Source organism: Oceanisphaera sp. IT1-181 (genome assembly GCF_033807535.1).
GTDB lineage: Bacteria > Pseudomonadota > Gammaproteobacteria > Enterobacterales > Aeromonadaceae > Oceanimonas.
Window position 1 is genome coordinate 1,441,473 of record NZ_CP136856.1, and the last position, 18,902, is coordinate 1,460,374.

An 18,902-nucleotide genomic window follows, 5' to 3' on the forward strand; every position below is an offset into this window, starting at 1 on the left:
AAAATTAAGGTCTTGTTGACCTCAAGTCTCTATCCCATTAAGGGTTAGTAAAGCGCTGGCCGGAAATATCAGGGTGATAAATTGGCTGGATAACGTTACCTGCAGGATCCGTAATGTGGAAGCTGCGCGCGCCATCACCGTGGTCGTGGGGGCGGTCCAGCATGGTCACGCCTTGGCTTTTTAGATACAAAAACCACTGCTCCAGCTGCTCTTTGGTGTCGACGATAAAGCCAAAATGATCCAAGCTCTGCACACCACTGGCGGGCACGTCTGAACGGCCTAAAGATAAGTTATCGTTACCACAGGTGAGGTATACCAAGTCTGCGTGGGCGCGGCGCAGCAGCTGCATGCCCATAATGTCGGTATAAAAACGCTCACACTCTTCGAGATTGGGCATGGTGAAAGCGATATGACGCATGCCGTTAAAAGGGCTGGGTCTTTCCATGGCGGGGCTCCTTGTGAGTCAGCTTATGATGGCTGACTTGTCTATTACGGGAAGGTTTGTGTACTATTTGTTGAAATTAAATCACCGAACGGAGTTTACAATGTATTCAATTATTGTCAAAACCAAGCTGAAGCCGGGCAAAACCGATGAATTCTTAGCTGCCATGTTACCCAACGCCGCCGCCTCAGTGCGTGACGAACCCGGCTGTCATACCTTTGATGTGCTGCAAGACCGAGAAGATCCTGAGCTGTTTTGGCTGTATGAAATCTATCAAGACGAAGCCGCACTCGCCGAGCACAAGCTCACTCCGCATTACAAAGCCAGCCGCGCCGTGGTCACCGACCTCATTGCCGAGCAATCTGTGATCCGCGCCGATGTACTAGCGGTAAATCCAAAGCGCTAGGTAAGTGGTGAGGACGTTTAATGTAGAGGCCGCTTGAGCCGGCCGGTTTTGCATAGCAAAACGTCTTAAAAGGTTGCGCCGAAAACCAAACCGAAATTAAATTTAAGTGCCGCTTCGCGCCACCAGCCAGCGGTCGCGGCTTCTACAAATTACCAAGCTTGTAGGTTTGGTTACTTCACTTAACTAATTCCGCCAGCAGGCTTAGACTGTGGTGACGGGCGTTTTGCTCGTAGACATCTGTTACTACCATTAGCTCGTTGGCGCCGGTTTGGGCTAATAGAGCGTTAAGTTTAGCTTTAACTTGTTCTGGCGCACCGATGGCGGCGGCAGATAAAAACTGCTCTACGCCTTGTTGCTCATGGGGCAACCAATGGCCGTCCATGCTAGTGACCGGCGGCACCAAGCTTAAAGACTGGCCTCTAAACAGCGCCAAAATTTTCTGCTGACCGGAAGTGGCTAACAGCTGGGCTTCTTGCTCGGTGTCGGCCACCACTACCGGTACGCCAATAATCACATACGGCTCGGCCAATGTAGCAGAAGGGCGGAAGTTGTTTTTATACAAGTTCACAGCTTCAAGCATCATGCGCGGTGCAAAGTGGGAAGCAAAGGCATAGGGCAGGCCCATTTGTGCGGCCAGTTGGGCGCTAAACAAGCTCGAACCCAGTAGCCAAATGGGCACATTGGTGTCGGCACCGGGAATGGCTTTGAGCTTTTGACCGTGCTGCATGGGCCCCAATAATTGCTGCAGTTGTTCGACTTGCTGAGGAAAGTCTTCTGCATCTTCGGGGCGGCGGTGTAGGGCGCGCATGGTGGCTTGATCACTGCCCGGTGCTCGGCCTAGGCCTAAGTCGATGCGATCTGGATACATAGTGGCCAAGGTGCCAAACTGTTCGGCCACCACTAACGGCGGATGGTTGGGCAACATGATGCCGCCTGAGCCGACTCGAATACTCTGGGTATGACCGGCAATATGGCCGATTAATACCGCAGTGGCAGAGCTGGCAATACCTTCAATATTATGATGTTCGGCCAGCCAAAAGCGCTCAAAACCCAGTTGCTCCACATGTTGCGCCACCGCCACCGATTCACGAATGGCGTCTGCGGTGCTGTATCCTGTGCGGGTGGGCACTAAATCCAACATGGATAACTTGATACCAGAAAGTAAAGATGTACCAGAGAGTAAAGACGGGGTGGGTAAAGACTCAGTAGATGACATGCTAGCCTCGTGTTTGTGCTTATTGGTGATAGTCGATGTTAAGATAGCTACATGTTAGATAACAACATGTTTGACTGCACTTGGCCAATATTGATTGTCTAATATACTGCTGGTATAAAGTAAGGTGCATCTAATATACGGTCTTGCTGATTTTAAAGAGAATAAAAACCATGGATATACTAGCGCAGTTAGCGAGTTGGCAGATAACGCCACCCTTGATTGAACACCCACCTTTATTTACCTGCGATGAAGCGGATAATCTGTTACTGGAACGCCCGGGTACTCGCCTTAAAAATCTATTTTTACGCGATAATTACGGTCGTCGTCATGCGCTTTTATTAACCACACCGCATAAGCAAGTAGACTTAAAAGCGTTATCAAAGCAGCTGGGTTGGTCGCGCATTGGCTTTGCTTCCGCTGAACGTCTAGACAAGTATTTAGGCGTGGAGCCGGGCCATGTGTCTGTGCTGGCCTTAGTGAACGATGCGGGTAATCAAGACGTAGAGCTGTGGTTAGATAATGACTTGGTTGAAGGCGATGACTTTCATTGTCATCCACTGCGCAACACCGCTACCGTTTTGCTCAGTAAAACCGATCTCGCGCACTTTGCCGCGCAAACCGGCCACACGCCGCAGTGGATTGAGGTGCCAGAAAGAGACGAGCGATAGCGTTAAGTTTAACGAGCTCTCGCTCCCGGCTCAGCTGGGAGCGTGTTGAGCGGCTTCATGTTTACCTACCAGACACGTACCTACCAGACACAGGCTTCTCGCAACGGTTTAATGGCTTCGTCTAACCCTGCAATATTAAAAACGGCGGTAGAGGGTTTTTGATTAAAAGGCGTGATCTGAGCCACCATTTTATCCGTCGTTAGCATGGCTTTTAGGGTGTTGATGGGTGACTTGTTAAACGACTTTTGTCTATCAGAGGAGAGGGTCCACTTTGATTTTTTTGCATCATCGTCGCCGATTCTAAGCGTTACCTTGGCTTCGCTGCCTAGGTATATTTGCCAGTCTATGAACATTTCTGTTTTTTCTGAATCGCAGCGTGCCACCAACATGATGGGTTTGCCAAATCGAGAGTTGCCAGAGTCTGCTATCAAAAATATATTGACCGTTTTTGTGTCGTCAATAGGGTCTGTTTTTTTCTCAACCGTCCATTGTCCTATGCCGCCCATTTGAGCTTGATCTGGGTGCGAGCCGCTAAGGTTGTGCGTCTTGGCTAGTTGGTCATAGCATTTGAGTCGGGCGAGATTGCTTTCAATCACTGCGCACTGCTCAATGGCGCTTGAGGGTATTTGCTGGGCCATTGCTGGCGCTGATATGGTGAGTGCTAGCGCGGTCAATATTAGTTTTTTCACTATGTGACTCCTTTTCGTTAAAATTCAGCAGTTTAGAATTTAAGAGTATCACTTCTGTCTAATCGTCACAGCATCACACCTGACAAGCAAGAATAACCGCAGCACATAATGCAACTTAGCGCCGAGCAGCTTACGGCTTTAAACTTAACGCTGCCTACAAGGCCCTTATTTACGCCTGCGGCGTAATGCGAGAACAAGTGTTCGCCTACAAAACTCAACCTGAGATCCTGACGTACGTCAGGATGACGGCTTAACCGCGCGCTCTAATCCTGATTTTACCCATAATGTTTTTTCAGAACTGCGCACTGTTTTTCCGTGTATTCTGCGTTCTTCCGTTGCAAAATAGGGTTGGCCTTATCTCGTTAATTCCCCTCGTAAGTTTTTACCCATTAGGCTGCGTACTTCATCAGGCGTGAGGTTTTTACTGAGTAAATAATGCAGCTTGGTGAGGGCGGCTTCTGTGGTCATATCAAAACCGGACACCACACCGGCGGCTGCCAGTGCTCGGCCAGGGGCATACTCGTGCATATTCACGCTGCCGCGCTGGCACTGAGTAAGGTTAACAATAATCACGCCGCGCGCGCTAGCTTCGGACAATAACTTGAGCATGGCGGGATTTTGGGGGGCATTGCCCACGCCGTAAGACAACAGCAGCAGCGCTTTTACCGGCGGCTGCAATTGGTTGGCCAGCACTTGCGGGCTGATGCCCGGATACAAGGTAACCATAGTGATGGGTTGGTGGGTGATCGCGCTCACGGTCAGAGGTTTGCCGCCGGCTTGGCCCAGTTTTCCGGCCTCTAAGCTGATATTAATACCGGCGTTAAGTAAGGGCGGGAAGTTGGGGGAGTCAAAAGCCTCAAAGCCGTCTGCATGCTCTTTGCTGGCGCGATTGCCGCGGTATAAGCGGTTATTAAAAAATAATCCCACTTCGTTAATGGGAAAGTGTGCCGCTATATAGAGTGCATTTAATAAGTTAGGGCGACCGTCTGTTCTGAGCTTCACCAGCGGAATTTGTGAGCCCGTTACGATCACCGGTTTATCCAAGTCTTCGAGCATAAAAGACAGCGCAGAGGCGGTGAAGGCCATGGTATCTGTGCCATGTAACACCACGAAGCCGTCGTAATCTTGATAGTTGGTTTGAATGTCGTCAGCAATGTGTTGCCAATCGGCGGGAGTCATGTCGGCGGAGTCCATCAGTGGCTGGTATTCGTGCACATGAAAGGCCGGCATTTCTTGATAATGAAACTCGGGCATAGCAGCCAAGCGCTTGGCCATAAAACCCGCCACCGGCGCATAGCCTCTAGGGGATTGTTGCATGCCAATAGTACCGCCAGTGTAGGCGATATAGATGTTCTTTTTCGCCATTAACGTTTACCTCAAGACTAAAGGCTTTTCTGCCACGACTATTTATTATAAGCACGGAAGAACACGAGCGAAGAGCGATGAAAACAGTCAAGGATGAAGAGGACGAAACAAGCCTTAAAAATAGACATGTTTCAGCCCTTATCAATAACATCCCTGTTAGATTTGATTTCTGTTTCCGTGCTGCTCGTAAATAGGTTTAGGGTGAGGGTTTATCTCGTTCTCTTCACCCTAAACCCTTCACCCATTACGACTCGCACCTCACGCTTAGAATCCCTGACACGGCACGCACAATACATACTGACCGCGCACATCGCTAAATTGCCCTAAGCTGCTGACTTCTTGTTGTACAAGCAGGGCTGCTGGGCGCAACGCTTGCGGCAGGGCGGCCATGGCGATGTCGCTAAGAACGGTGGAATCACCCATAAATTGCGCCAGTAACTTGTCTTTCGCAGACATGGGTAGCTTCACCGGCTTAACGTCAAACTCGCCTAAGTTAGCCAGTAATGCGGCCCCCACTAGCGCATCGTCTATACTACCGAGCTCATCTACTAAGCCGAGCTCTAAGGCCATTTGGCCGGTCCACACGTGGCCTTGGGCGACGCGCTCAACTTCGGCTGGCTGCATATCCCGACCCTTGGCCACTATGCTGACAAACTGGCCATAAGTATGCTCAACGCTCATTTGAATCATGTCTTTCACGTGATCCGGCAAGCCGGTGGTGATGCCCGCGCCCACAAAGTCGGTGGTGCCCACACCGTCGGTATTCAGGCCCACTTTTTGCAGTGCTTCTTCAAAGGTTAAAAATAAGCCAAATACGCCAATGGAGCCGGTCAGCGTGGTGGGCGAGGCGTAAATTTTGTCGGCGTCCGCCGCTATCCAATAGCCTCCAGACGCGGCTGTGCTGCCCATAGAAATAACCAGCGGTTTACCGCTTGCTTTAAAGTTAAGCAGGGAGCTGCGAATTTGCTCCGCGGCAAAGGCGCTGCCACCTGGGCTGTCTATGCGCAGCACTAAGGCCTTAATTTGGTCGTCTAAGCGCGCTTCATTAATGAGCTGAGTTAAATGCTCATCATTAATGCTATTGGGCGTGGCAGTCTCCGCAGACATAATGGCGCCGCTGGCGGTGATAATGCCCACCGCAGGAATGGTGCTCGCGGTTTGTTTGGTCGAGATCTGGTGATGATTCAAATAGCTGAGCACGTCTAAGCTCATATATTGATTGGTTTGCTTGTTCCAACCCACTTGCTCGGCCACGGTTTGCAGCATGTCGGAGCGGGTGGCTAAGCGGTCGACCAAACCTTGCTCAAGTGCATATTGTGCAGGATCGCCGTTAACCTTGGCGAAGCGGCTCAGCATTTGCTCTTTGGTAGGGCTAATGTGATCGGTGGGAATATTACGCAGCTTGGCGATATTATCTTGATAATGCTGCCATAGCTGGCCGAGCCATAATTGGGTGTCTTCGCGGCTTTCTTCCGACATATCATCACGAATATAAGGCTCAACAAACGACTTATAAGTGCCAACGCGAAATACATGGGGGGTAATATTAAAGCGCTCAAAGGCGGACTTGTAATGCAGGCGATAGACACCTAAGCCTTGAATAGACACACCACCGGCGGGATTAAGTAAAATCTCATCCGCATGGGCGGCTAAATAATATTGACCTTGAGTGTAGTAATCACCAAGGGCATATACGGTTTTGCCGGAGGTTTTAAATTTTTGTATGGCCGCACCGACTTCATCGAGTTTTGTAATGCTCGACTCCGTCATATTTTGTAATTGCAGCACCAGTGCTTGGATGCGGTCGTCGGTGCGGGCCATATCGAGCGCGGTTTTAATTTGGCTTAAGGTCATGGGCGGGGGAGTGTTATCGCCAGACAGCCATTTTTCAGCCATACGTTTAGGAGAGGCTTGGGCTTCTTGCTCTAGCACAGGTCCGGATAAGGCAAGTGTTAGCGCGGCTTTATCGGGTAAGGGCTGAGTGTTTTCATCGGAGCCAAACAGTATGAATCCAAAGCTGACGATGATTAACAGTAATAAGGTGGTAATCAGTACTCGGATCACATTGAACACTTTGACCAGTGCTCGGAACAGCCATTTAATTTTAGCCCACATAATAATGCCCTAAACGGAATGTTATTTAATTTCAACCATTATGACGGCTGCAGCGCCACAATACTATGCACAAACGCACGCACTACGTACGTACTAAAAGCGCCGCGAATTGGCAATAGCTCTGAGAGTCAGGCGCTATTTTGACGTTTATGGCTCATTTAAAACAAATGTTTGAAAGGCGCGCGGCGATGCATTAGCCTCAAAGAGCCAAATCGGTGCTAGCAGCGGAGGCCGCATGAGTCAGTATCCCCATTTATTAGCTCCCTTAGAGTTAGGTTTTACTCGCCTAAAAAATCGCGTGATCATGGGCTCAATGCACACCGGTCTTGAAGAAGAAAAGGGCGGTTTTCAAAAGTTGGCGGCATTTTATCGGGAACGAGCCCAAGGCGGCGTAGGGCTCATTATTACCGGCGGCATTGCGCCTAATTTTCGTGGCCGCTTAGCGCCTAAAGCCAGCCAACTCAGTTTTAGCTGGCAAGTGAAACGCCACCGCCTATTAACGCAAGCGGTACAGGAAGCGGGCGGTAAAATTGCGCTGCAAATCTTGCATGCGGGGCGCTATGCTTTTCATCCGTTTTCGGTGGCACCCAGCGCCGTCGCTTCTCCCATTACCCCGTTTGCGCCCAGTGCCATGAGTGAACGCCAAATTCGCGGCTGCATTAAAGACTTTGCTCACACTGCTAAATTGGCTCAACAAGCCGGCTACGATGGCGTGGAGATCATGGGCTCTGAAGGTTATCTGATTAACCAATTTATTTGTAACCGAACCAACCAGCGCCCTGATGTTTGGGGCGGCGACAACGAAGGTCGCCAGCGGTTTGCCCTTGAGATAGTGCGCGCAGTGCGAGCCAAGGTGGGGGAGCGGTTTATTATTATCTTTCGTCTATCGATGCTGGATTTAGTGGAAAACGGCTCTACGTTGGATGAAGTGATAATGCTGGGCCAAGCCCTAGAAAAAGCCGGCGTGACCATTATTAATACCGGCATTGGTTGGCATGAATCGCGCATTCCCACCATTGCCACTAGCGTGCCACGCGGCGCCTTTAGTTGGGTGACCGAGCGGGTGAAGCAATCGCTTAGCGTGCCTGTGGTGGCCACGAACCGTATTAATACACCAGAGGTGGCTGAGCATATTTTGTCCTCCGGCCAAGCAGACTTAGTGTGTATGGCGCGGCCTTTTTTAGCGGATGCTGAGTTTGTTAACAAAGCAGCCGTAAACCAAAGCGAGCTGATTAATACCTGTATTGCCTGTAATCAGGCCTGTTTAGACCATGTATTTGCCCAAAAACGCGCCACTTGCTTAGTGAACCCCAGAGCCTGTTATGAAACCGAGTTGGTGGTCACGCCTACTCCTGCGGCCAAGCGCTTAGCGGTAGTGGGGGCGGGCATGGCGGGCTTAAGCTTTGCTTGCCAAGCCGCTGAGCGTGGCCATCAGGTGACCTTGTTTGAGCGAGGGACTGAGATTGGCGGCCAGTTTAATTACGCCAAACAAATCCCCGGTAAAGAAGAATTTGGCGAAACGCTGCGCTATTTTCGCCATCGACTAGCTCAAGCGGGCGTGGAGTTGCGGCTAAATTGCGCGGCAGAGGCTAAAGATTTAACCGACTTTGATGAAGTGATCTTGGCCGCCGGCATAGTGCCGCGCACGCCCAATATTGAAGGCATTGAGCACCCTAAGGTGTTGAGCTATTTGGATGTGTTATGGAGCCAGGCTGCTGTAGGCGATACGGTGGTAGGAAAAAAGATTTTAGGTGAAAAAGTGGCCATTATTGGCGCCGGCGGCATTGGCTTTGATGTGGCGGAGTTTTTAGTGGCCAAGCCAGCATACGAGCAAAAGCAAGAGCAATCACAAGGTTTGCCGCAATGGCTGGCCGAGTGGGGTATAGATACCGATTATCGTAATGCAGGCGGCTTAATGGCACCGCACACTATTACCCCCAGCCGTGAAGTCTGGTTATTACAACGCAAGGCAGATAAACCGGGCAAAGGTTTGGGCAAAACCACCGGTTGGATCCACAGAGCCAGCTTACGGCACCACGGCGTGCATGTGTGGGCAGGCGTTAACTATCTGCGCATCGACGATACGGGCTTGCATATAGAGCGCGATGGCCAAGTACTGTGTTTACCGGTAGATAATGTGATTATTTGTGCCGGTCAGCAGTCTAATCGTGAGCTATTAGGTCCGCTTGAGGCGCTGGGTAAAAAGGTGCATATCATAGGTGGCGCAGACGTCGCCGTAGAGCTAGATGCCAAACGCGCCATTCGCCAAGGCATGGAGTTGGCGTTGGTGATTTAAGTGCGGCTAGCATTAATTTTTGTGTTGTCTTTTGTAGGCGTAAATTTATTCGCGCATTACGCCGCAGGCGTAAATCTTTAAACCCGCCAGCTATGCTGGCCCGCCGAAGTCCTCTTTACCAAAGAGACGGGCGGCTACATAAGACACCAAGTCGAATACTCTTTGTTAAATATGGCGGCTACAAGGGGCGGTGTTTTGCTGAGTGCTTGGCGCTCGGTGCTCGGCGCTGTTATGGTATTGCCTTCAATAATTTTGCTTAAATTTCAAAAGGTGTACACATGGATGCTTTGCAACTGCTATTAAACCGCCACTCTAATCCACGCTTGAATGCACCCGCGCCGGCAGGTGAGCAGTTAGAAAACATATTTAAGGCGGGCCTTCGCGCGCCGGATCATGCGGGTTTAACACCCTGGGAATTTATCGTGTTTGAGGGCGAGCAACGTGCCTTGTTGGGCGAGATTTTAGCCGCCGCCACTCAAGCCAAGGGCGAAGATGCAGACACCATCGACAATGCCCGCCAAGCGCCACTGCGCGCACCCATGGTGATTACCGTGGTGGCCAAAGTGAAACCCCACGATAAGGTGCCGGCGTTAGAGCAACACTTGTCGGCGGGCTGTGCGCTTATGGCCATGCAAATGGCGGCCCAGGCTACGGGCTTTAATGGTGTGTGGCGCACTGGCTGGTTTGCTTTTGATCGCGGCGTACATACGGCGCTGGGGTTGAGCGAGCAAGACCAAATTGTCGGCTTCTTATACTTAGGCACGCCGCAAGTGGCGGTGCGTAAGGTACCTGAGCGCGAAACAGCGCCCTTTGTGCGTTATTTTGGCCAGTAATTAATTGTGAAGGGTGAAAAGTAAATGGTTAAGGGGTAAACATAACACTGAGATGAGATCTTAAAGACTAAAGATTTCTTCGCCACGGAATACACAGCATTCACTGAAAAAACTCGTGAGAGCAATCAACTTAGCTGATGGTTGAGGGCTTCCAAAAAAGATGTGATTTTTCACTCTTATCTTGTCGCTCTACTTCCGTGTATTCCGTGGCAAAAATAGGTTCAGGGTTTGGTGCTCTGTCGTCCTCTTCGCTCTTCACAGGGCTTTTTCTTACTTATGGCTTACTGCTGTCAGTTCCCGCTTATCCCAATAGATAAAAGCGTAGGCTCCCGTCATGCCAAACAGTACGCCTAATAGGCTGCTGGCCAAGATATCGATGGGCCAATGCAAACCTAACAGCAAGCGCGAATAGCATACACCCACCGCCCACACGCTTAAACCGGCAATTAACCACCGAGAGCGGCGGCGATAGGCGAAGAGCAGGCAATAAAAGCTGGCAATGGTCATGGCGGCAATGGAATGACCAGAGGGAAAGGAGTAACTGATTTCATCTTGCCAGTGTAATTTCAACCAATTAGGTATTTCTTCTTCTGAAAAGTCACTCAAACTGTCGGACAGCCACTGTTCACGCGTTAAAGGTAACAGGGCATAAAAACTCTTGCTGTCGGTCAAGCGGCCTTGTTCGGCTAACCAAATCACATAGGGTCGTGGCTCTTTAAAGTATTGCTTAGCCACAGATTTAGTGACGAAGGCACTGCCGAGGGCGGCCATTAAGCAAAAAAAGAACACCACATATTGCCCAGATCGTGGGCGCCAGCCGTATAACGCCACCACGCTTAAGGCGCACAAAATAATGGCAATGCCAATTTTATCGAGGGATAAAGTCATCAGGTAGGCTAACAAAGCCGGAGCTTCATCTAAGTCGAGTAACGGAAACCAATGCCAGTGCCATTGATAACCGAGACTAGCGATAGCCACTGGCAAGATTAATAGCAGCGGTACCAAAAGTAATAAGCGGGGATTCATAAAGTGATTACTACGAAAAAGATTAAGAAGGTTCGGCGATACTAACAAAACCGCGGGGCAATGATAGCTGAAACTTATTTCATTAACGGCTAAAATACCGAGAAAACACCCCGTCACCGAAGAGGACGTCTATGAAATTGCTTGCCGATGAGAATATGCCTTATGTGCAAGAATTGTTTGGTGATTGGGCAGACATTACTACCTGCCCAGGTCGAGACTTGAGCCCTGAACAGTTAATCGATGTGGACGTGTTGTTAGTGCGCTCCATTACGCAGGTAAAAAAGGCGCTGCTGGCCAAAGCGAATCGACTGCGCTTTGTGGGCACCGCTACTATCGGTTGTGACCATATAGACACTGAATTCTTGACGGAGCGCGGCATTGCCTTTGCCAGTGCGCCGGGCTGTAACAAGGTGGCGGTGGGCGATTATGTGTTGGCCGCCTTACTCAAAGTGGCGGCGCATAAAAACTGGCAGCTTAAAGATAAAACGCTGGCGGTGGTGGGCGTGGGCAATACTGGCTCGCAAGTAGTACAGCGAGCGAGAGCGCTGGGTATGAAAGTGCTGTTGTGCGACCCATTTAAAGCGCTGCGCTGTGCTCAAAGCAGTCCGACAGATTTTGTCGATTTGAATCAAGCACTCACCGCCGACATCGTCAGTTTTCATGTGCCGATCACCCGTGGTGGTGCGCATCCCACTTGGCACCTGTTAGATAAAACCCACATTGCCGAGCTTAAGGGCGAGCAAGTGCTGATTAACGCATGTCGCGGCGAAGTGTGGGATAATGCTGCGCTGTTAACTCGCCAGCTGAGTAATGCGCCATTAACGCTGGTGATGGATGTGTGGGAAGATGAGCCAAACGTACTGGCGCCTTTAGTGCCTCATGTGTTGTTGGCCACGCCACATATCGCCGGTTACAGCTTAGAGGGCAAGGCGCGGGGTACTTTTGCCTTATATCAGGCCTTGGCTGAGCTTGAACAGTTAACGCCGACACATTCGTTGTCGCAATTACTGCCAGTACCCGCGTTTACACGCGTTGAGCTAGCAGCCTGCTTGGATCAGTCTTTGCTGGCGCGTTTGGTGGGGCTGGTATACGACATTAGCGTAGATGACGCGGCATTTCGGTCAGCCCTCGGTCAGCCCGGCTTTTTTGACCGCTTGCGTAAGCAGTATCCGGAGCGCCGTGAGTTGGCCTCATTACAATTAGTCTCAGATTCTAAAACCGCAGACACGGCACAGGCGCAGGGATTAGGTTTTAAAGTATAAACGCCTCTAAAGTATAAAAATCGTTAGCGGATCGCGTAAGCTTGAGCATTCAAGCAGTAAATGGCTGAGGCTCTGTTCCTCTTGGCACTGTTTTTTCTACACTCGTTAATATACGTAGGCCATGATGACCCTTAAAGGTGCGGGCACAGCGTCAGGACAAAGGACATAATAAACGTGATAAAACGACTTAAACCCTATCTTGGTGTTGGCTTGGCGGCTTGGGTAGCCAGTAGCGCCGTGTTGGCTCAAGGCGACTTTTATATTGAGCTGCGCGGGCCTGAGTCTGCAGACAGCGCGCAAACCCGTGAGCCGGATCGTCCTGCCGCCGTACCACAAGCCAGCCCGGCTCAGCAAACTCGCCCTATTCAACAAATTGGCACTATACCCGCCCCGGCTGCCACAGCGGCGGGCCAATATGGGCCGGTGCGCAGTACAGATACGCTGTGGACCATAGCCGAAAAATATACGCGCTCGCCGGTAACGGTGCAGCAAACCATGGTGGCCTTGTATCACCTTAATCCGCGCGCCTTTGTGCGTGGTAATATCAATAACTTACAGCGCGGCGTGCAATTACGTCTGCCCACCGCGAGTCAAGCACGCCAGCGTTCGGCCGGCGAAGCGCAAACAGAATTTAGCCGTTTAACGCGCCAAGGCAATCGCCGCGTCGTGCAAGGGGCTACAGCACCAGCCAGACCTCAAGTTGCCGTGGCACAAGTTAGCTCTGTGACGCCTAAACCAGCACCTAAACCGACAGTTCAGCCAGCAGCGCAACCGATAGCCAGTACTAACACGGCGGCACCCACGGCCGCGCGGCCTCCGGTGACTGAGCCCACGCCTGCTGCTAATGGCTTAACTGAGCCTAAGGCGGCGACCAATGGCTTAACTGCGCCCAAAGCGGCACCGATAATCGCCGCAAACAATACCCCCGCCACGCCTGAACAAGCAGAAGATATGGCGTTAAATCGTCTACAGCTGCAATTGATGGACGAGCTGCGTGAGCAGGTGTCCATGTCTAATGAGCAGTTAGCCAGTTTGGCGGATAATAATCAGGCGTTACGCCAACATTTGGCGCAATTAAGCGCCGAAGTGGCCGCGCTTAAAGCCAATACCGATGAGCGATCGAGTCAAGATGTGGCCCCAGAGGCCGAGCCTAAAGGTTGGTTACAAGAGTTGCTGAATAACCCCATTAACTTGGCGCTGATCCTCATCTTACCGGCCTTGTTGTTGCTGGCCTTGTTTACCTTGTGGTGGCGCAATCGTGAGCGTCGCGATCTCGCCGCCCAAGAGCAAGCATTAACTGAAAACAGCATGATAATGGACGATGAGCGGGATGAGTTTGACGACTTGTTTGCCACGGCTGATGACAGTCTCGACGATGAAGCCGATGCCTTTGCCAGCCCTGAGCCCATTGCTGAGCAAGACATAGATGAAGATGCGTTTGCGCGCTTCTTAGAAGAACAGCAACAATTAGAAGAAGCGGAAGCCGGTCGGCAAGTAGAGGTCGAGGCACCACAGCCGGTTGTTGAACCTGAACTCATTCCTGAGCCAGAGCTAACCCCCGAGCTTGAGCCTGAAGTGGATGAAGATCCGTTATTCGAAGATACCTTGTTTGAAGATGAGCAGTTTGAAGATCAAGAATTCGAAGACGAGCCGTTGGAAGATGACATACCTAAAGATATACCGCTTGAAGATCAGCTCTTTGAAGACGAAATACCATTAACGACCACCACTGACTCGCTCAGTAATGAAGAGCTGGACGATTTATTTAATCCGCCCACGACTGCCGAAGCAGCCCCACTAACGGCAGACGTTGCGGAGCAAGCGCCAATTGAGCAGGATGAGCCGCCGGCCCGTTTGGTTGACGACTGGCCCGCTGAATCAATCGCCGACATGGAATCTGAGCTTGAGTCAGCGCCGGATCCTGAACCTTATGTGTCTGTCGACGAGCTGATGGCCGATGCGGAGCGGGGCGAAGGCCCAGATCCAGATCGCGAGCGTAAATTAGATCTGGAGCTAGACGATTATGCCAGCGTGATTGGTCAAGGGCAGGGCGTAGACATTGATATTGATGAAGGTGGCATGAGCGGCCAACTCGACTTGGCCCGCGCTTATCTGGAAATTGACGATATCGACAGCGCCCGTGACCTGCTTAATGAAGCGCTTGAACGCGGCAACGCTGAGCAACAGCGTGATGCGAAGAAGCTATTACAGCGGCTCGATAAACGCGGTTGATGCTCACCGACCCCATTTATGGGGTCGGTATTCAATTTTGTAGATTAACGAGTATAATCGCTCCCTTTAATCCCCTTGGAACTAATTTATGCGCATTGCCCTTGGCATCGAGTATGACGGCAGTCAGTATTTTGGCTGGCAACGGCAACGAGACGTGACCAGTGTGCAAGCTGAGGTAGAAAAAGCCCTATCTAAAGTTGCTAATCATCCAGTGTTGGTACAATGCGCGGGCCGTACCGATACCGGCGTGCATGGCCTCGGCCAAGTGGTGCATTTTGACACCCATGCGGATCGCCAAGCCAGTGCTTGGACCTTAGGCATGAATGCCAATTTACCCAAAGACATTGCCGTGCGCTGGGCTAAGCCCATGCCTGATGATTTTCATGCGCGCTTCAGTGCTACCGCGCGCCGTTATCGCTACATTATTTATAACCACAATATGCGGCCTGCCATTTTGCACAGTGGCGTCAGCCATTATGTGGGCGAGTTAGATGCAGACAAAATGCACGCTGCGGGCCAGTGTTTAGTGGGTGAACACGACTTTACCTCGTTTCGTGCCCTGCAATGCCAATCGCACAGCCCGCACCGCACCATTTTGCATTTAAATGTGCAGCGTTATGGGCATTACGTGGTGTTAGATGTGAAAGCCAATGCGTTTGTACACCATATGGTACGTAACATTGCCGGCACCTTAATTAAGGTGGGCTTAGGTGATGCAGACGAGGCGTGGGTGGGTGAAGTATTGGCGGTGCGCGATCGTAGATTGGCGGGGCACACGGCTAAGGCCGGCGGTTTATATATGGTGGCTGTGGATTATCCTGATGCCTTTGAGGTGCCTAAGCCTGCAGCTGGGCCCTTATGGCTACCAGAGTCCTTGCGCTAAGGCGCAGGGCTTAAGTAGCAGGCCAAGTACACTCAGGGCAAAGGGTACAGTGACACGCGAACAAAACAATTGAGCGGTATAGAGAGCCAAGCTGAGTCGTATAGAAAACTAAACAGCGTCTCTAACCGTCTTCGAAGTGAACTTTTTTACTCACCTTTTTATCAACCTAAAGGCTGATATATGGTTTAATGCCCGCCATCAGATGGTGGGCAGTTGCTGGGAATAAGAAACGCCGGCAACAGTAAGCCAACAGCCTATAGATTAATGATGCAATCAAGCTAAGGATTTCCATGAGCTGGCTAGACAAAATTCTTCCTAAGAATAAAAACATTGGTATTCGTCGTCAGAGCGTCCCAGAAGGGGTGTGGAGCAAATGTGGCAGCTGTGAGCAAGTTTTATACCGTGCCGAGCTCGAACGCCAATTAGAAGTGTGCCCTAAGTGTAATCACCACATGCGCATTGGCGCGCGTTTACGCTTGGATAAATTCCTCGATGCGCAGAACCGCGTAGAATTGGGCGTGGAGTTTGAGCCACAAGATATCTTGAAGTTTAAAGACTCTAAGCGCTATAAAGACCGCATTAGTGCGGCCCAAAAAGCCAGCAATGAAAAAGACGCACTGGTTGCCATGACGGGTACCTTAAAAGGCCTGCCTGTAGCCGTGTGTGCTTTTGAATTCTCCTTTATGGGTGGATCCATGGCATCGGTGGTGGGTGCTCGCTTTATTGAAGCGGTAAATGCCTGTATCGAAGATCGCCGCGCCTTGGTGTGCTTCTCTTCATCTGGCGGCGCGCGCATGCAAGAAGCCTTGTTCTCCTTGATGCAAATGGCCAAAACCAGTGCTGCCTTAAATCGTTTATCAGCAGCAGGTTTGCCATTTATTTCCGTATTAACCGACCCGACCATGGGCGGCGTGTCCGCCAGTTTGGCCATGCTAGGCGACATTAATATTGGCGAGCCTAAAGCGTTAATCGGTTTTGCCGGCCCGCGGGTAATTGAGCAAACCGTACGTGAAAAATTGCCTGAAGGCTTCCAGCGCAGTGAGTTCTTGCTGGAGCACGGTGCCATCGACATGATTGTGGATCGTCGTGAAATGCGCGATACCGTGGCCGGTTTAGTGGGTAAACTGATGAATCTTGAGGCTGCTGAAAGCAAGCCATTAGATCATGAGGCGGTAAAAGTCTAATGAGCCGCATGGTTGAGCCTGAGTCTGTATCTAAGCTTGAGCAGCAGCGCACCTTAGCGGACTGGTTAGTGGTGCTGGAAGGGCTCAATATGGCTCATATTGAGCTGGGTTTAGCGCGCATGTCATTGCTGGCTGAGCGCTTAAACTTGCTCAGTTTGCCAAGCCATGTGATAACCGTTGGTGGCACCAATGGCAAAGGCACCACCTGTGCCTTGCTGGAGTCCATGCTGCGTGCGGGTGGCGTGAGTGTGGGCGTATATTCCTCGCCTCACTTAGTCGATTATCGTGAGCGGGTGCGCATTAACGGTAACAGCCCTGCAGCCGCGGATTTTTGTGACGCCTTTGCAGCGGTAGAAGCAGCGCGGCTTGATGATGAGGGTCGTGAAACGGCACTCACGTATTTTGAGTTCACGACACTGGCGGCACTGTGGCTATTTCGCGCCGCTGCACCCAAGGTGGTGTTATTAGAGGTCGGCTTAGGCGGGCGGTTAGATGCCACTAATGTGGTGGCCTCTGAACAAGCCGTGGTCACCACTATTTCTTTGGATCACACAGACTGGCTAGGCGATGACCGCGAGAGTGTCGGTTTTGAAAAAGCCGGCATTTTTCGACGCGCGAAACCGGCAGTGTGCGGCGATGCCAATCCACCGGCCTCGTTGTTGGCCCATGCGGCCAGCCTTGATACGCCACTGTTTTGCACTGGGCGTGACTACACTTGGTCGTTAGCAGACAAACAGGGGCAAGTTGCCGGCACGACTTGGTCGTTTCATGGCTTAGGCTTGGCATTGGACGATTTGCCCACACCTGCGCTACCGGTGATGAATGCGGCCACCGCTCTTGCGGCGCTGGCCTTATCGCCGTTTGTACTGAGCGAGCAAGCTATTCGTAACGGCTTGATGCAGGCCCAATTAACTGGGCGTTTACAGCAACTTAGCGCACAGTTGTGGGTAGATGTGGCCCATAATCCTGAGTCTGCTGAGTATCTTGCGAGCCAACTCAGCCGCATTAGAAAGTCTGGGCGTTTATTAGGCGTGGTAGGTATGCTTAAAGATAAAGACATTGAACACAGCTTAGCGCCGTTAGCGGACCAACTTGATGGCTGGTATTTAGCCAGCTTGGGGGGGCCACGCGGCGCCAGTGCGGCTGAATTAGCGCAGTGGCAAGCCGGTGCCTGTTTTGATTCTGTGGCTGAGGCTTTGGCTGCGGCAGAAATCGATGCTAATGAGCAAGATGTGATTATTGCGTTCGGCTCTTTTTTTACGGTTGCCGACATTTTGGCGAGCAAAGAGTGGCAATGAAAACGTCAGCAAATAATTAGTTAGCAAACCATGAGTTAGAAATAAGTCAGTTAGTAAAAAAATCGGTGGCAAACAAGCCATAAATTATGCCGGTAGCGGCGTTTAGTGAAGGAGCGGGCTTTGGCCACACAGTTTCAGCAGCGATTAATCGGTACCGTGATCATAGTGGCCATTGGGGTAATTTTTTTACCGGACTTACTGAGCGGTAAAAAACAGCTCGTGCCTGACGAAGCCGTAACCATACCGCTGCGCCCGCAGCTTGATGCGCCTTTGCAAGCCATTACTCCACCGCCTCGCCCAGGCACAGAAGCGGCCGGTAGAGCGGCAGAAGCTGCGCAACAAGTGGCAGCGGCAGCGGAGCAACTGGCGGCTCAGCAAGCGGCTGCACAACAGGCGGGTTTACAGCAATCTGCCCCACAGCAAGCAGCGCCAGCTCAGCCGGTCGCTGAAGTGTGGACCATAGAGCAAACGCAAGAAGCGCCGCCGGTCGCGCCTAAACCCGCACCGCAACCTCAAGCTGTGGTTCAGGCACCGGCACCGCAGCCTAAACCTGCGCCTGTCCCGCAGCCAGCGCCACAGCCAGTGACTAAGCCTGCCCCGCAGCCAGTAGCTCAGCCACGGCTGGTAGCAGGGCAAATACAGCAAATTGAGCCCAGAGTCGTGACGCCACAGCCACAAACTCAACAAGCGGCGCCTCAAGCTCCCGCACAGCCAGCTGGTGCTGCACAAGGTCAATTTGTGGTGCAACTGGGTGCGTTTCGTAATGCGGCAAACGTGAACGCCTTAGTGCAGAAGCTAAGAGCGGCGGGCTATAACGCACAAACTACGCCCAGTACCCCCCGCGAAGGCGAGCTAAACCGCGTTTGGGTGGGTCCTGCGAGTAAGGCTAGCTTAGACCAACAACTGCCCGCATTGCAGCGCCTCACTGGCCTCAATGGCAGTGTAAGGCCTAAGTAGCCAACAGCGCCGAGCGCCAAGCACCAAGAA

The 18,902-nt window shown here is 51.5% G+C and carries 16 protein-coding genes; 10 read left to right on the top strand and 6 right to left on the bottom strand.

Going from position 1 to position 18,902, the window contains the following annotated elements:
- Positions 1-37: 37 nt before the first annotated feature.
- Entirely contained in the window at positions 38-445 is a 408-nt protein-coding gene (locus R0134_RS06560; protein WP_319784004.1) for a VOC family protein, read from the bottom strand.
- 100 nt (positions 446-545) lie between these two features.
- Between R0134_RS06560 and R0134_RS06565 the strand changes: the two genes are divergently transcribed.
- Entirely contained in the window at positions 546-848 is a 303-nt protein-coding gene (locus R0134_RS06565; protein ID WP_319784005.1) for a putative quinol monooxygenase, read from the top strand.
- Between the two features lie 175 nt (positions 849-1,023).
- Here R0134_RS06565 and R0134_RS06570 read toward each other — a convergent pair whose 3' ends face one another.
- Positions 1,024-2,064, bottom strand: a complete 1,041-nt coding sequence (locus tag R0134_RS06570) for an LLM class flavin-dependent oxidoreductase (protein WP_413641432.1) — start codon at positions 2,062-2,064, stop codon at positions 1,024-1,026.
- A 170-nt stretch (positions 2,065-2,234) separates the two neighbouring features.
- Here R0134_RS06570 and R0134_RS06575 point away from each other — a divergent pair, with 170 nt between their 5' ends.
- Positions 2,235-2,732: a prolyl-tRNA synthetase associated domain-containing protein gene (locus R0134_RS06575; RefSeq protein WP_319784006.1), complete on the top strand. Its 498-nt coding sequence runs from the start codon at positions 2,235-2,237 to the stop codon at positions 2,730-2,732.
- An 80-nt stretch (positions 2,733-2,812) separates the two neighbouring features.
- On the opposite strand, the gene R0134_RS06580 is transcribed toward R0134_RS06575, so the two are convergent.
- From R0134_RS06580 to sppA, 3 genes are all read right to left on the bottom strand, one after another.
- Positions 2,813-3,370: a type VI secretion system-associated protein TagO gene (locus R0134_RS06580; protein ID WP_319784007.1), complete on the bottom strand. Its 558-nt coding sequence runs from the start codon at positions 3,368-3,370 to the stop codon at positions 2,813-2,815.
- 405 nt (positions 3,371-3,775) lie between these two features.
- Positions 3,776-4,786 (bottom strand): asparaginase, encoded by a 1,011-nt coding sequence (gene ansA, locus R0134_RS06585; RefSeq protein ID WP_319784008.1) that lies wholly within the window; start codon positions 4,784-4,786, stop codon positions 3,776-3,778.
- A 264-nt stretch (positions 4,787-5,050) separates the two neighbouring features.
- Positions 5,051-6,901, bottom strand: a complete 1,851-nt coding sequence (gene sppA, locus R0134_RS06590) for a signal peptide peptidase SppA (protein WP_319784009.1) — start codon at positions 6,899-6,901, stop codon at positions 5,051-5,053.
- Between the two features lie 235 nt (positions 6,902-7,136).
- Between sppA and R0134_RS06595 the strand changes: the two genes are divergently transcribed.
- Positions 7,137-9,197: an NADPH-dependent 2,4-dienoyl-CoA reductase gene (locus R0134_RS06595; protein WP_319784010.1), complete on the top strand. Its 2,061-nt coding sequence runs from the start codon at positions 7,137-7,139 to the stop codon at positions 9,195-9,197.
- Positions 9,198-9,475: 278 nt separating this feature from the next.
- The gene (locus tag R0134_RS06600) at positions 9,476-10,030 is read left to right on the top strand and encodes an NAD(P)H nitroreductase (RefSeq protein WP_319784011.1); all 555 of its coding nucleotides are present in this window, start codon (positions 9,476-9,478) and stop codon (positions 10,028-10,030) included.
- 270 nt (positions 10,031-10,300) lie between these two features.
- Here R0134_RS06600 and R0134_RS06605 read toward each other — a convergent pair whose 3' ends face one another.
- Positions 10,301-11,056 carry a phosphatase PAP2 family protein gene (locus tag R0134_RS06605; RefSeq protein WP_319784012.1) on the bottom strand — a complete coding sequence of 252 codons (756 nt, stop codon included), beginning with the start codon at positions 11,054-11,056 and terminating at the stop codon, positions 10,301-10,303.
- A 131-nt stretch (positions 11,057-11,187) separates the two neighbouring features.
- On the opposite strand from R0134_RS06605, the gene R0134_RS06610 reads away from it, so the two are divergent.
- From R0134_RS06610 to R0134_RS06635, 6 genes are all read left to right on the top strand, one after another.
- Positions 11,188-12,318, top strand: coding sequence for a 4-phosphoerythronate dehydrogenase (locus tag R0134_RS06610; RefSeq protein WP_319784013.1), 1,131 nt, complete (start codon positions 11,188-11,190; stop codon positions 12,316-12,318).
- Positions 12,319-12,492: 174 nt separating this feature from the next.
- Positions 12,493-14,550 (top strand): FimV/HubP family polar landmark protein, encoded by a 2,058-nt coding sequence (locus tag R0134_RS06615; RefSeq protein WP_319784014.1) that lies wholly within the window; start codon positions 12,493-12,495, stop codon positions 14,548-14,550.
- An 88-nt stretch (positions 14,551-14,638) separates the two neighbouring features.
- Complete coding sequence (gene truA, locus R0134_RS06620) at positions 14,639-15,433, top strand: tRNA pseudouridine(38-40) synthase TruA (protein WP_319784015.1); 795 nt, start codon at positions 14,639-14,641, stop codon at positions 15,431-15,433.
- Positions 15,434-15,723: 290 nt separating this feature from the next.
- Positions 15,724-16,617: an acetyl-CoA carboxylase, carboxyltransferase subunit beta gene (accD, locus tag R0134_RS06625; protein ID WP_319784016.1), complete on the top strand. Its 894-nt coding sequence runs from the start codon at positions 15,724-15,726 to the stop codon at positions 16,615-16,617.
- The gene (gene folC / locus R0134_RS06630) at positions 16,617-17,915 is read left to right on the top strand and encodes a bifunctional tetrahydrofolate synthase/dihydrofolate synthase (protein WP_319784017.1); all 1,299 of its coding nucleotides are present in this window, start codon (positions 16,617-16,619) and stop codon (positions 17,913-17,915) included. Before accD ends, folC begins: the two co-directional genes overlap by 1 nt.
- A 120-nt stretch (positions 17,916-18,035) precedes the next feature.
- On the top strand, positions 18,036-18,872 hold the full coding sequence (locus tag R0134_RS06635) for an SPOR domain-containing protein (RefSeq protein WP_319784018.1): 837 nt from the start codon (positions 18,036-18,038) through the stop codon (positions 18,870-18,872).
- The last annotated feature ends 30 nt before the right edge of the window (positions 18,873-18,902 follow it).